Raw genomic sequence first — 13,578 nt, forward strand, 5'->3', positions numbered from 1 at the left:
CACTCGTTCTTTACCCCTAATCGGATTAAAAAAACAGCATTTCACACATTTTTCCTAAATATCTTCTATATTAAGCGAGGTATAGCCCTTCATATGATAAAATAGCTGAAAATGGGAATGGTGGTGTGTTGAATGGGTAAATGGGTGTCAGCAACTGAAAAGCGCAGTTTTCTTAAATGGTTTTTGGACAATCAGCAGCTGAAACGGAAGGAAGCACGTAAAGTTATAGAATTTATCATTCATCATTTCCATATACTTGAAAATGCTCAGTTCACGGAGAAAATTATGCTTGATCGAAAAACGATTGTGATTTCAAGCGTAGGTTCGGATGAACCTGGTTTTGTGTATTACTTTCAACAACGTAAATCAGAGGAAGTACCGACTGCGATTGGAGATTTGATGATGAATCCCTCAGAAAAAGTGAATCTCATTTTTCATTTTAGAGGAAAGATGGAAAATTACCGTTATTTACAACTGATTGAACAACCCGCTATAGAAAATATTAAACAGTATGCTCAATTTCAGAAGTATGAAAAAGAAGTAAACGACCTTATTGAGAAAATTTCGCTAGATTACGAGATAGCCCTTGTTAAAAAACAGATTGATGAAGCCCTGGATCAGAAAGATGAGGAATTATTTAAAAGCTTAACAGGCAGGCTGAAGGAGCTTGATGTAAAAAGCGAAAGAATCATAGGTGTGGCCCCTTCGTTACCTTGATTTCCTCAACCGGAAGAAATCACAGGGACGGTTCTCATGTGTTCAAGTTGTTGACGAAACAACAAGGACGACTCTTTTTGAAGATACTTTTAATGGAAAATATGAATAAAAATCCCTGTTATTTGTTGGTAATTTTTATATAATAGGTTTAGAGAGGAGTGCTCAGTCTTTCTGTAGTGCTCCATTTTTATTTTTAATAAGAGATGGGAGAGAAATTTCAGTGTCAAATGAAAATGAGGGGTTCTTTGATAAAGACAAACAAACAGAGCCAAGACGGAAGGTTGAACGGAAAGAAGGAGAACCGACTGCTGCCTTTAAAGGGGCATCATGGGCAGCGCTGATTGTTGGGGTAGCGGCATATCTTATCGGTTTATTTAATGCCGCGATGCAGCTGAACGAAAAAGGCTACTATTTTGCAGTTTTAGTGTTCGGGCTTTATTCAGCGGTGTCATTGCAGAAAGCGGTTCGGGATAAGGAAGAAGGTATTCAGGTTACGAGCATTTATTATGGAATCAGCTGGTTTGCATTGATTGTTTCGATTTCCTTGATGGCAATCGGGTTATATAATGCCGGAAGTATTGTATTAAGCGAAAAAGGGTTTTATGGAATGGCCTTTGTGCTTAGTGTATTTGCTGCCATAACGGTACAAAAAAATATTCGCGATACCCAGCGTGCTAGAGAACGAGATTAAGTGAAACAAGGGGACGGTTCTTGTGGCACCAAAAGGTGCACAAGAACCGTCCCCTTGCACCCACAAGCCCCCCCTGTTCACCTTGACAGTTATTATGATCTATTTTAGAATATATTAGAATAATAATTGAATAGACCTCACTTTTTGCTTGTGGGGTAGAGGCGCGATATTTAACAGTCTTTAGTGGAGCCGGAGAGGCAATGATACTAAGGAGAAGGAAATGTCGCCGAAGCTTGTAATATCTCCAATATTACTGGCTGGGTCTGCAGTTAAGAACTGCAGGACTGTCTCAATAAACTTCCCGGTTTATTGAGTTGTGCTATCTCATTTGGGAAAAACGAGGATTTAGGGCTACTTATAAATATAAGACCTGAGTTCATCGCTCAGGTCTTTTTTGTATATAAAAAGCACCTGTAGAAATGAACTAGCACACTCGCTTCGAGGCAGTCGAAACATATTTTAAGGCTTGGAAACTATATTTATTTTAAAAAAGGAGAGTATCATTATGGTGAAAAAATTATCATTATTACTAGCTATGTCTCTGGCAGCTATCATTCTATTAGCAGGCTGTGGTTCTTCTGAAAAATCAGGTGAATCTTCAAAAAAAGAAGCGGATACGTTTAAAGTGGGTCTTGAAGCCGGATATGCCCCTTTCAACTGGACTCAAATGGATGATTCCAATGGTGGAGTGAAAATTGACGGCAATGCGGAATATGCTGGCGGATATGATGTTGAAATCGCTAAAAAAATTGCTGAAGGTTTAGGAAAAGAGTTAGTTATTGTGAAAACGGAATGGGATGGACTTGTACCATCATTAACTTCTGGAAAAATCGATGCGATTATCGCAGGTATGTCACCAACAGCAGAGCGTAAAGAGACGATTGATTTCTCAGACAACTACTATAAATCAGATTTAATTATGGTTGTGAAAAAAGGCGGAAAGTACGAAGGCGCTAAATCGATTCAAGATTTTAGTGGCGCAAAAATCACGGCCCAATTAAACACATTTCACTACTCCGTTATCGATCAAATTAAAGGTGTGAAAAAAGAGCCGGCAATGGATAACTTCCCGGCAATGCGCGTTGCTCTTGAATCAGGTGTTATTGATGGCTATGTTTCTGAACGTCCAGAAGGCGTGAGTGCTTCATCGGCAAACGATAACTTTGCGATGGTAGAATTTACCGAAGGCTTTAAAACATCTGATGATGATACAGCAATCGCAGTTGGTGTGGCAAAAGGTAGTGCTTTTACGAAAAAAATTAACGAAATTTTAGCTGGAATATCTGAAGAAGAGCGTCAAGAAATTATGGACAATGCCATTAAGAATCAACCGGCAGCGAAATAAGGAAGATATGAAACCGAGTGTATGTGATGCATTCGGTTTCATAAATGTAGGAGGATAAAAATGAGCTTAGAGTGGATCATCAAAATTGTCTCAGAAAATGGGCCAATGTTTCTTCGTGGAGCCGGTATAACACTCGTCATCGCCATCGTTGGGACCATCATTGGCTCAATCATTGGTTTATTGATTGGGGTAATCCGAACGATTCCAATACCTGAACGAGGAATAAAGAAAATATTTTTAAAAATCATAAATGCGATTCTGTTTGCCTATATTGAGTTTTTCCGCGGCACGCCGATGATTGTGCAAGCGATGGTTATATATTATGGTTCGGCATTGGCCTTTGGCTATGATATGGACCGCTTTTACGCAGCCATCTTTATCGTATCGATTAACACAGGGGCATACATGTCCGAAATTGTCCGCGGCGGGATTGTTTCCATTGATAAGGGGCAGTTTGAAGCGGCGCAAGCGATCGGGATGAACCATTTTCAAACGATGTTTACAATCATCATTCCACAGGTTATCCGTAATATTTTACCAGCAACAGGGAATGAGTTTGTTATCAATATTAAGGATACGTCGGTTCTGAACGTTATCTCGGTTTCAGAGCTATACTTCCAAACGAAATCGATTGCCGGCAACAACTTTAGATATTTTGAATCGTTCTTTGTTGCTTGTATTATTTATTTTGTGATGACCTTTACGGTAACGAGAATTTTGCGATTAATTGAAAGAAAGCTGGATGGTCCGGACAATTACATTTTGATGGGCAATCAAATGCAAGTGGAAACAGCTGAAGATAAGCTTGTTCGTGAAAAAAATAGTGATGGAAATCGAGTATAGGACGAAGGAGGAGATAACATGGAAACTGTCATTGAAATTCAGCATTTGAGCAAATCCTTTGGTTCTCATGAAGTATTAAAAGACATCGATTTTTCAGTGAAAAAAGGAGAAGTAGTCTGCATCATCGGCTCCTCTGGGTCTGGTAAATCCACTCTTCTTCGTTGCGTCAATCTGTTAGAAAAACCAAGCGGCGGTCAAATTATTTATCATGGTGAAAATATATTAGATGAAAAGCATGATATTTACGAATATCGTAAAAATCTAGGAATGGTATTCCAGCAATTTAACTTGTTTAATAATCTCAATGTGATGATGAATTGTGTTGTTGGACAAATGAAGGTGTTGAAACGTTCCCGGGAAGAGGCTGAAAAGGTCGCGCTGAAATATTTGCAGGTGGTGGGCATGGATAAGTATGTAAACGCCAAGCCAAAGCACCTGTCAGGCGGGCAAAAGCAGCGTGTCGCCATCGCGCGGGCGCTATCGATGGAACCGGATGTGATGCTGTTTGACGAACCAACATCAGCGCTTGACCCGGAAATGGTCGGAGACGTTCTTAAGATCATGAAAGAACTGGCACATTCTGGCCTGACGATGCTGATCGTAACCCACGAAATGGAATTCGCGCGCGAGGTTTCAGATCGCGTCGTGTTTATGGACAAAGGTGTTATCGCCGAAGAAGGAACACCCGAACAAATCTTCAACAACCCAACCGAAGCCCGAACCAGAGAATTCCTGAAGCGAACTTTGAGTTAGTGACAGGTGACAGGGGGACGGTTCTTGCGCACCTTTTTGGTGCACAAGAACCGTCCCCCTGTTTTGTTGACCACTTGAATTTTGTTCAACAAATTGACAAAATTCAAGCTCATTTTTTACCCGTTTTCTTCTTATATATATAACGAGAAGAGGAAAAGAAGTAAATCCTCTCCCTCAAATAATGAAAGAAGGTGGCGGTTATGTCATTCGCTCACTATGATGAAATTGTTGAGATCTGTTTGGGAATGGCAGAAAGGGAAGAAAGATTAAACAAGGTTGAGCACTTCTATGAAGAGATGGATTTCGATAAGAATTATTTTGACGAGCTTGAACTGGGCAGGGATGAGTTAGTTGAGGAAAATAAGCACGAAGAAAAAGTGTTGTTGCACGCTTGAATCAGGGGGACGGTTCTTGTGCTTCCATTTTATGAAGTAATACTTTTTGAAATATGCTCACCACATTCGTGGTGGGCTTTTTCGTTTAAATCAATAATGAACAGGAAAATTGAACCTGCCCAAGAGATAAAACGAATCTTCCCTTTAAAAAATATGTTAGAATGAATATGAAAATGAATAATTTTTCCAGTTGATCAGATGTAATTTATTCTGTTTTTTGTAACCTTTATCCTTTTTACGTCGTCCTACTTGTGGATTTTTTGGAAAGAGGGGGGTGATTTAAATTCCTTCGAATAAGGGAAATCATCTTGAAAGGAAACAATCAGAATTACAGTCACTGGAATCTATATTTCTATTAAAAGATTAGGAAAGAGAAATGGTTCAACTTATCCTTTCCCTGCCGAGAATTTGATAAAAGAAATCAGCAAGTTGCTTCATTATAAATGAATCTGCGGTAAAACAGATTGCACCGAGGAAGGGAAAAGCTTCGCTTAACCTGCTCTCAATCTGAAGGGGGTACTTTCCATGAAAAAGGAAGATCCTAAAAGAAGTTTTACACCGAATAAAGTTATTAATGAAGAGGACGAAAAAAATATTCTGGCTAAAATGGATGGCCGGCACTTAAAACGAAGAAAGTTAAAGCCCCTTTTTCCCCGGATTGTTTCTGTAATTAGTATGGGACCTGCTTTAGTATTGATCCTCATCGTATTAGTGGGCTGCGAAACAGGTTTTTTGAACCGGGGGGAAAATGCAGAGCGGACTGAAGGAAAACCAAAAGTAACTGATCAAGAAAAAACTGCTGAAGAGGTAGTTCCAAAGGAAAAGGAAGATGTTCCTACTGAAGAGGTTTTGTCGAGGGAGCAAATTAGGGAGGTTATGGAGAATTATAATAAGATTGAAGGAATTATTAAGGGGATTGAATTCAGTTATTTTGATGGAGATGCTCTTAAATCTACCGACTCCATTACGGAAGAGGTTTTGAGTTTGTTACCAGAAGATTTATCTGATATTGCATCAAAAAATATGATTGAAAATGAACTTCCTAAAAATATAAAACCATGGATAATTAGCAATGGTGAAAATGGGCTTTTCCCAGAGGTTTACTTTGATGCAAGGATGAAAGTGTTGGAAAATACGCCGACGAAAGTAAAGGTAAAGACCTTCCAGTTAGCAGTTGAATCTTCTTACTATTATGGTTTGAATGTATTTGTAACGGCTATTAAGGAAGATGGTAAATGGGTCATAGATAGTTATGAAACCACATCAAGCCTTGAAAACGAACCAATAAATATGACAAAAGATGAATATCACACATATATGGAGCATAGAGAAGGAGCAGGGGGAATAGAATTTATTGCCGAAGAAACCGCGTTAGACCCTCTGACCAATAAGGAATCTAAAGTAAATGTCATTAAGTCTATGAATAGTGGCTATAAAATGGCTCATTTTGCAGACACTGGCTATATTTCAGGTGAGGTTTTAGCGAAGTATGAATAAATAGAGGGACGGTTTTGAATTCAAGGGGACGGTTCTTGTGTCACCAAATGGTGCACAAGAACCGTCCCCTTGCTACTTTTATTAGGGAATTTTTGGTAATATATAGATTGATGGAGAAGTGATAAAAATTTAAATAATGTTAATAGTCCTCGGCTTATCCATTTATATTAAATTTTTATGGAGATTGAATCTAAAAAGTAAAAGGTAGAAGAGGGGATGGCTATGGAACTAAGTAAAAGTCCAAGTAAAAAAATGTACGGGGTTTCGGCTGTGCTTTTAGTAATTGGTATTGCTATGAGTCTTACCCTCGTATTCCAATTGCTGGGTGGTAGTGAAAAAGATTTACGGTTTGTAGCACCGGGAAGTAAAGAATTTACGGTTGATAAGGAAGGAACTTATACCATTTTTTATGAGCATAAGAGTGTGGTAGACGGGAAGGTTTATCTCACCGATGAGAATATTCCTGGGTTGTTGGTATTGGTTCAAGAGAAAGAATCGGAAGATCCTGTAAAATTGGTTAAATCGACCAACTCTTCATACAATCTTAATGGCCGTGAGGGAGTTTCCTTGTTCAAATTTAAGATTGAAAAACCAGGCACCTACGAGCTGTTGGCTGCCTACGAAGATGTCGACGGACCCAAAATCGTCCTCTCCGTAAAAAGAGACTTCGTTCAGTCCCTATTGCTGGGTATAGGAGGCACATTAATCGGTGTAGGCTTCACCCTTGCCTCCATCATTCTGTTCATCGTAACCTATTTGAAGAGAAAGTAGACAGGGGGACGGTTCTAATTGGGGCCAATCCGGAAGTTTTGCGAGCAAAAAGGCACAACTAGTTAATACTGACTAGTTGTGCCTTAGCTTTTTTCTATGACACAAAACAAATCGCAAAAGTTTGATTGCCGGAGAAGAATGAAGTGTAAGCTTCTTCAAATTAATTAATTAATTAATCAAACGTTTGATTAAACTTACATGAAATGCCAATCGCCTTTGTTAAAATATCTGAATTTTTGTGGACGGCTGTGTGGCTTTTGTCGCACGAGAGCCGCCCCTTTGCATCAATGTTTTGCATCTACGTACCGACCATAATAAGTGGCAATAATAATAATTAGTCCTCCAATCCATCCAATTGCTGAAAGGTATTCGTTACCTATGAAAATAGCAAATATTGCAGCAAATAATGGCTCAGTACCCATTAATAAACCTACTCTGGTTGGAGATGTCTTTCGGATCATTGTTAACTGAATATAAAATGCAAAAAGAGTGCTAAATATAGCTAAATAACAAGTTAAAGACCAAAATAAAATGGAGTTAGGTACAGTAATTGAATGGATGCCATTTAATGATACTGCCATAATTCCCAAGCAAATAGTAGCAACACCTAACTGGATTGTAGTTAAAGCACCTGAATCCATCTCTTTTTTACCTTGTGTTAATTTACTAGTAAATGTCATTTGAACTGCTCTTAATATTGCTGCAAGAAAAATAAACAAATCCCCAATATTAAAATGATATCCTTGTTTTAAGGTGAGCATACCTGTTCCTATAATAGATAAAAAAACAGCTACAAGGATGCCGCTCTTTAATCTATTTCTTGAAACAACAGAATCTATCAAAGGGGTGAAGACAACAGTTAGACTGATAATAAACCCGGCATTAGCAGCCGTTGTATAGTGAACACCATATGTTTCGGAAACAAAAATACCAACTAAAAATAATCCAATAATAATTCCTGTAATCCAGGTATTTTTAGATGCATTATACAAATTTTTCCATGTAAAAAGCAGCATGACAACAACGGTTAAAAAGAATCTTATGAATAAAAAGGAAAAAACATCATAGTCCTCTAAGACAATTTTTGTAACGGCATAACTTGATCCCCAAACTATTGCAACCATCAGCAGAGAAAGATCGGCTATTAATTCACTTTTCTTTATGTTTCTTTCCATTAATTGAGGCAAAATTTTGTGCACCATCTCTCTTCATGATTTCTCTCTATGGTTGAGCAAAAAAGTTATTCCCCAAAACCATAAATAGGAAGTTTGATATATTCCTTTTATAAAAAGTAAAGAAAAGCCTATACATTATCCAGTATATGGCTTTCTTTACCTTTAAATTTTTTTGTTATTCTTTAGTGAAGGCTGCTACCAATACATCTCTATAAGCTTCTTTTCCGGATACATCCACTTGTATTGCTGTTGTACCGTGCATTGTTATCTCATCATCAGCCATTATTACGTCTAAAGGTTGATTGAGAGTAACCGTACCGATTTCATTTTTCTCATTATCATAAATAGTAGATTCACCACCTACTATATTATTGCGTTGAACCATCATGATGGTAATGTAAGAAACACCATCCCGGTGAATTCCTTCGGGTGTTGGTAACCCTGCAACACCTTCTTGAGCAAAAATCCGATATGGATGTATTTTGATGTTCCAATTATGTTGCCTTTTTTCAGTTTGATTAAAGACCTCGGCGCACCATTTCAAGTATCCAGTAAAAAATTCATTCTTTACAACATAATCCTCAAGTGGATCAAAATGTCTTTCAATTCCCCCGTTAAGCGAGTTAATATAACTTGGCTGACTATAAGGTTTGTGTGGAAGAAGGGAAAGGTCACCATTTTCCGAGGAATAACAAAATTCACTAAAACGTCTAAATCTATATTTTCCATTATCGCCCATGTATTTATCGATTGTCAAAGCGTTCCAGCTGCTAGAAAACTCGTTCCAACTACCCTTAGAAAAGAATTCTTGTTCCCTAAGTTTCTCTCCTTCAATAAAAACCGCACCATTTGTTTTTATCTGAATAGAAGCCTCATTCTTTAGAAGATTTTTATCATTGGTGATTACAAGATTATTTAATGATCCATTCATTTTTATTCCACCTCTTCTATTAATTCTAATTTTTTATTAAAATATTAAGCTAATGATGGAATTTTGATTCGTTGTCGATTAGCTTCTTCTTTTTCCCAATTGTCTCGATCACGAATATAAATTGGTTTATTTGCACGGTATGATTTAACCTCTAATGTACGCCAGTCTAAACGATAAGTTATAGTGCCACTAACCTTCTTAGAAACATTTAATATAAACATTTCAGCCGCTTCTTTTAAGGTTTCAAACCATCTTCCTTCAATAGCTTCTCTTACCCAAATTTGCTCAACACTTAATTTCTCACGAATCGTTTCCGCGCCTATACATGCAGTTTCTAAATGGCGATATGCATCAAGAAGAATATGTGCTGCAGGCATTTCTCGAACTTCAAGGACTTTTTCTCCACCTGCAAGATGCTCAAGTCCTGTAAAACGCCCCAATCCGTAAGCGCCTACGTTACTATTTAGGAATTCAATCATTTGTAATAAAGGCATCTTAGTCCCGTTTACATAAGTAGGTATTCCACCTTCGAAAGTTATAGATATTTGACTTGATTCCTTAGTGGATTGTGATGAGCTCCATCTATATAGTGTTTCAGGTGTTCTAAAATCCTCTGGATCATCCAACATACCTGACTCAAATTCCCGGCACCATAGATTTGAATCACCACTGTAGTTTCTTTTATTGAATGATTCAATACCGAATTTATAAAGATTTTGTGCTTTTTCCTTTCTTGTAAGAGCACTAAATTCATAAGGAGTACCATAATATCCATTAAAGTCTAGTTGTTCAATTGCGCCATTTAAACGTCTTAAACTATTCTGTGATTGATTTGCTGTGTGTAGAATTACATCGCAATTTAACTGCCCGGCTAAATCCACTGCCTCCTTAGCGATAAGTGGGCGGCTAAGTGAAGAACTAATAGGGTGTACACCAAAATAAATAGACTTTGAGGCGATAGCTGGTACAATAAAATTTTGAACAAATTCTTTTTTTCTATCTATTATTATTGAATTTGCGCCTAACTTAGCAGCAAGATTTTTAATTTCTTCATAATCAAGATCGTCTCCTAAATCCACTGATAGAGCAGTAACGTTAGTGCATTTTTGTTGGGAGAGAAGATATAAAAGATAAGCACTGTCTAATCCACCACTAAAAAGAGTTAGTACTCGAGATTCTGGAGTAACCACTTCTCGCAAATCTTCGATACTACGTATTCTTTTATTTTTATTCAATTACCTCACCTGGTCCTTCGTTTAAATTTTTAATCAGTCTTCTGGATGAAAGAGTAAGCCAAAACATTTTGACAAATATTGATCTCCTTTGAAAAAAACTGGCTAATGGAATAAAGGCCCTAGGAAATGCTGCAATGTGAAGAAATCAAAACAGCGCAGAAAAAAATAATTTCCGCTAAAATATTCTTATGGTAGCACCGCCTTTTAGAATTAGTTGCATTAACATCTAAAAAATAATGTTAATTTATTAATCGAATATAATATACACAAAAAGGGTGTTCAACCATATTTGTGTATTTTTACAAATTTTTACCATCAATTTACAAGGGCTTATTAGGACGTTGAAAGTCTTTACAAATCATAAAAGGAGGATTATTGAGGAATTAGTCAGATTTTGAGAATGGTCATAATGCTCAAAAACTGGTATTCAAGTTGAATTTGGTGTTAGGTTTTCTTCATGCTATTGTAGTTGAGAGGTAACGTGCCAAAAGAACAGTCTCTCTGTACGCCCTTTTTATTCAAACAGGACAAGCGCTCAAGCAATATCCTCTTATTCTCATAAACTGTACGAAAAGTATAGTTGGAGGGATATTGATTGTTCGGTTATTCGATGGTTCAGATGGTCCGTGCTCATGCAGATAAATTGGATCACCCATTACGGGAAAAAATCTTAAATCTCTATAAACCCTTTAAATGGACTCCTTGCTTTTTGCATAATTTATTTGAAGGGGCTTTAAAGAAAAGTCGAAAGTTTTCGGTCATAATTGAGTTCGAAGATGGATGCTATGATACTGGGTGTCAAGAAGTAGAGGGAGTTATGAAACAGCACATGAGAAATAGAATTAGACACCACTTCTCCAGGGTTTCCTGCTGTAGTGCAGATATGACCCCTAATGGTTTAGAAGGAGTGCTCTCTAGCTGTAACCATATTAAAAGAGTGTATTTAAATACAGAGGTTCGGGCCCTTCTTAATGTAGGTGTACCCTCAGCCAATGCAAAAAAAATCGTAAGAAACGGTAAGGAATTAACAGGCAGCGGCGTTAAAATTGCAGTAATAGATACAGGTATTCATCAACATCCAGATTTGGGAGATAGAATTAAAGGTTTTGTAGATTTTATTAATAATAGAGCCGAGGCTTATGATGATAACGGACATGGAACTCACTGTGCAGGATGTGCCGCTTCTGCTTCTGCACAATATGCGGGGCCTGCTCCCGGCGCGGATTTGATAGGGGTGAAGGTGCTAGATAAATTAGGCTCAGGCTCTCTTGAAACCGTTATGAGAGGGGTTGAATGGTGTATCCAGTACAATGAAGACGAAAATAACCCTGATAAAATCGATATTATCAGCATGTCGTTAGGGAGCGCAGCACAAAATTATCGATCAGAAAATGATGATCCAATGGTCAAAATAGTAGAAGATGCTTGGGCCCGCGGAATTGTGGTCTGTGTTGCAGCCGGGAATAGTGGACCAAGACCTAATACTATTAGCAGTCCGGGGATAAGTAATGAAGTGATAACAGTTGGGGCACTCGATGACCGGAATACCGTTGACAAAGAAGATGACGATGTTGCGAGTTTTTCCAGCAGGGGACAAACGCTATATCGTGTTGATAAACCGGATATTCTAGCTCCAGGTGTGAATATCATTTCTTTGCGCTCACCTAATTCCTATTTGGATAAATTACAAAAGAGCAACCGGGTGGGCAATGATTATTTCACTTTATCAGGTACATCAATGGCCACACCACTTTGTGCAGGAATTGTTGCCTTAATTAAAGAGGCAAACCCAAATCTGCCACCTGTCGAAATAAAAAAACGGTTGCTAAACGGCACCGACAAATGGAAAGGCCAAGATTACAACACCTACGGAGCGGGCTACATCAACGGGGACAATTCAATTTAGGGGCTATTGGGGCTCAGGGGGCTCAAGGGGACGGTTCTCGTGTTCTTTTTTGAACACGAGAACCGTCCCCTTGCTTCAAAAAGGTGAAAATTTGGGCAAATCATTATATGATAGATTAGAAGAGGAGGATGCCATGAAATGATTAAAAGTATAAAGTGTTAGCCTTACATTACTGCCTGCCCCAATTATTAGTTAGACCACCTTCTTATTATTAAACCTCAAACCTGTAAACACTTAACTCCATCTCGTAAACCCAATCAAATTGAAGCACGGGGACGGTTCTTGTGCTTTATTCCGTGTGAAAAAACAAGATAACTGACCCTTTGCTTCGGAAAGTGGTGATTTTATTGCCTCGTGAAGCAAGGCGAAAAAGTAGAACTGGGATATACCATGTCATCATAAGGGGTGCTAATCGACAAGAAATATTTCATGATGATGAAGACTGCTTTAAATTTCTTGATATTATCGGAAAATATAAGACTAAATCTGAAATGAACGTTTATGCCTGGTGTTTAATGAACAATCATGTCCATCTCTTGTTGAAGGAAGGCAGTGAAGACCTTTCTATTACAATGAAACGTATTGGTGTTAGTTTTGTCTATTACTATAACTTGAAGTACCGAACAACTGGACATTTGTTTCAGGATCGATACAAAAGTGAAAATGTTGAAACGAATCAATATTTATTCAGAGTGATCAGGTATATCCACCAAAATCCTTTGAAAGCAGGGATGGTTGGCCGGGTTCATGAATGGAGGTGGAGTAGCTATCATGAATATTATGGTCGGCATGATTATCCTATTAAGTTGCTTGATGCTGATTTTATTTTTAGCAAGATTTCACCGGATCTAACAATTGCCAAAGATAGATTCAAAGAATTTAACGAAAGACACAATGAAGATAAGTGCCTTGAAGATGAGTTGAATAAAAGAAGATTAACGGATGAAGAGGCGCGGATTGAAATCAAAAAGCTGCTAGGTGAGGTGGAAATCGCACACGTAAAGAGCCTGCCAAAGGTCGAGAGGAATGGGATATTCAAAAAACTAAAAGGAATCGAGGGGCTTTCACAACGACAATCAGCAAGAATATTAGGAGTTTCGGTTAATTTAATTAGGAAGGCGCAAAAGGCGCAGAGGGACGGTTCTCGTGATTCTATTCGCGGGTAGCGAGAGAGCTTGCCCTTTGTGCTTCAGAAGCAAAGAAAGAGGGACGCAAGAGTGTACTGCACCCCAAAAGTTAGAGTAAAATCTGACTTTTGGGGTGTTTATTTTGAGTAAATATAGTGAAGAATTTAAACTTATGGTGGTAAGGGAGTTTCA

At 38.1% G+C, this 13,578-nt stretch carries 13 protein-coding genes and 1 riboswitch; of the genes, 10 read left to right on the forward strand and 3 right to left on the reverse strand.

Annotated elements, in window-relative coordinates; all coding sequences use genetic code 11:
• The first annotated feature begins 132 nt into the window (after positions 1-132).
• The 8 genes from ACI48O_RS09785 to ACI48O_RS09820 all read left to right on the forward strand — a co-directional run bounded on the left by ACI48O_RS09785 (position 133) and on the right by ACI48O_RS09820 (position 7,012).
• Positions 133-717: a YpiB family protein gene (locus ACI48O_RS09785; RefSeq protein ID WP_435561606.1), complete on the forward strand. Its 585-nt coding sequence runs from the start codon at positions 133-135 to the stop codon at positions 715-717.
• A gap of 220 nt (positions 718-937) precedes the next feature.
• Entirely contained in the window at positions 938-1,408 is a 471-nt protein-coding gene (gene yiaA / locus ACI48O_RS09790; protein WP_435561607.1) for an inner membrane protein YiaA, read from the forward strand.
• Positions 1,409-1,556: 148 nt separating this feature from the next.
• Positions 1,557-1,738, forward strand: a riboswitch (Lysine riboswitch).
• Positions 1,739-1,913: 175 nt separating this feature from the next.
• The gene (locus ACI48O_RS09795) at positions 1,914-2,753 is read left to right on the forward strand and encodes a transporter substrate-binding domain-containing protein (RefSeq protein WP_435561608.1); all 840 of its coding nucleotides are present in this window, start codon (positions 1,914-1,916) and stop codon (positions 2,751-2,753) included.
• Between the two features lie 60 nt (positions 2,754-2,813).
• The gene (locus ACI48O_RS09800; protein ID WP_435561609.1) at positions 2,814-3,596 is read left to right on the forward strand and encodes an amino acid ABC transporter permease; all 783 of its coding nucleotides are present in this window, start codon (positions 2,814-2,816) and stop codon (positions 3,594-3,596) included.
• A gap of 18 nt (positions 3,597-3,614) precedes the next feature.
• The gene (locus ACI48O_RS09805) at positions 3,615-4,349 is read left to right on the forward strand and encodes an amino acid ABC transporter ATP-binding protein (protein WP_435561610.1); all 735 of its coding nucleotides are present in this window, start codon (positions 3,615-3,617) and stop codon (positions 4,347-4,349) included.
• A 200-nt stretch (positions 4,350-4,549) separates the two neighbouring features.
• On the forward strand, positions 4,550-4,744 hold the full coding sequence (locus ACI48O_RS09810; protein ID WP_435561611.1) for a hypothetical protein: 195 nt from the start codon (positions 4,550-4,552) through the stop codon (positions 4,742-4,744).
• Positions 4,745-5,269: 525 nt separating this feature from the next.
• Entirely contained in the window at positions 5,270-6,241 is a 972-nt protein-coding gene (locus ACI48O_RS09815; protein ID WP_435561612.1) for a hypothetical protein, read from the forward strand.
• 222 nt (positions 6,242-6,463) lie between these two features.
• Positions 6,464-7,012: a hypothetical protein gene (locus ACI48O_RS09820; protein WP_435561613.1), complete on the forward strand. Its 549-nt coding sequence runs from the start codon at positions 6,464-6,466 to the stop codon at positions 7,010-7,012.
• A 284-nt stretch (positions 7,013-7,296) separates the two neighbouring features.
• Here the strand turns inward: ACI48O_RS09820 and ACI48O_RS09825 are convergent, their stop codons facing one another.
• From ACI48O_RS09825 to ACI48O_RS09835, 3 genes are all read right to left on the reverse strand, one after another.
• The gene (locus ACI48O_RS09825) at positions 7,297-8,199 is read right to left on the reverse strand and encodes a DMT family transporter (RefSeq protein WP_435561614.1); all 903 of its coding nucleotides are present in this window, start codon (positions 8,197-8,199) and stop codon (positions 7,297-7,299) included.
• Positions 8,200-8,362: 163 nt separating this feature from the next.
• Positions 8,363-9,118: a 2OG-Fe dioxygenase family protein gene (locus ACI48O_RS09830; protein WP_435561615.1), complete on the reverse strand. Its 756-nt coding sequence runs from the start codon at positions 9,116-9,118 to the stop codon at positions 8,363-8,365.
• A 44-nt stretch (positions 9,119-9,162) separates the two neighbouring features.
• Entirely contained in the window at positions 9,163-10,353 is a 1,191-nt protein-coding gene (locus tag ACI48O_RS09835) for an argininosuccinate synthase-related protein (RefSeq protein ID WP_435561616.1), read from the reverse strand.
• A 595-nt stretch (positions 10,354-10,948) separates the two neighbouring features.
• Here ACI48O_RS09835 and ACI48O_RS09840 point away from each other — a divergent pair.
• A complete protein-coding gene (locus ACI48O_RS09840) occupies positions 10,949-12,259 on the forward strand; it encodes a S8 family peptidase (RefSeq protein ID WP_435561617.1) in 1,311 nt (436 codons plus the stop codon).
• Positions 12,260-12,606: 347 nt separating this feature from the next.
• A complete protein-coding gene (locus ACI48O_RS09845; RefSeq protein ID WP_435561618.1) occupies positions 12,607-13,425 on the forward strand; it encodes an REP-associated tyrosine transposase in 819 nt (272 codons plus the stop codon).
• Positions 13,426-13,578 lie beyond the last annotated feature (153 nt).

The sequence above is a fragment of the Neobacillus terrisolis genome (assembly GCF_051233475.1).
Classification (GTDB): Bacteria; Bacillota; Bacilli; order Bacillales; family Cytobacillaceae; genus Bacillus_BU.

Excerpts from the sequence above, each read along its gene's own strand:
- ACI48O_RS09785 (WP_435561606.1), top strand. The coding sequence starts at position 133 with ATGGGTAAATGGGTGTCAGCAACTGAAAAGCGCAGTTTTCTTAAATGG.
- ACI48O_RS09795 (WP_435561608.1), top strand. The coding sequence starts at position 1,914 with ATGGTGAAAAAATTATCATTATTACTAGCTATGTCTCTGGCAGCTATC.
- ACI48O_RS09800 (WP_435561609.1), top strand. The coding sequence starts at position 2,814 with ATGAGCTTAGAGTGGATCATCAAAATTGTCTCAGAAAATGGGCCAATG.
- ACI48O_RS09805 (WP_435561610.1), top strand. The coding sequence starts at position 3,615 with ATGGAAACTGTCATTGAAATTCAGCATTTGAGCAAATCCTTTGGTTCT.
- ACI48O_RS09810 (WP_435561611.1), top strand. The coding sequence starts at position 4,550 with ATGTCATTCGCTCACTATGATGAAATTGTTGAGATCTGTTTGGGAATG.
- ACI48O_RS09815 (WP_435561612.1), top strand. The coding sequence starts at position 5,270 with ATGAAAAAGGAAGATCCTAAAAGAAGTTTTACACCGAATAAAGTTATT.
- ACI48O_RS09820 (WP_435561613.1), top strand. The coding sequence starts at position 6,464 with ATGGAACTAAGTAAAAGTCCAAGTAAAAAAATGTACGGGGTTTCGGCT.
- ACI48O_RS09830 (WP_435561615.1), bottom strand. The coding sequence starts at position 9,118 with ATGAATGGATCATTAAATAATCTTGTAATCACCAATGATAAAAATCTT.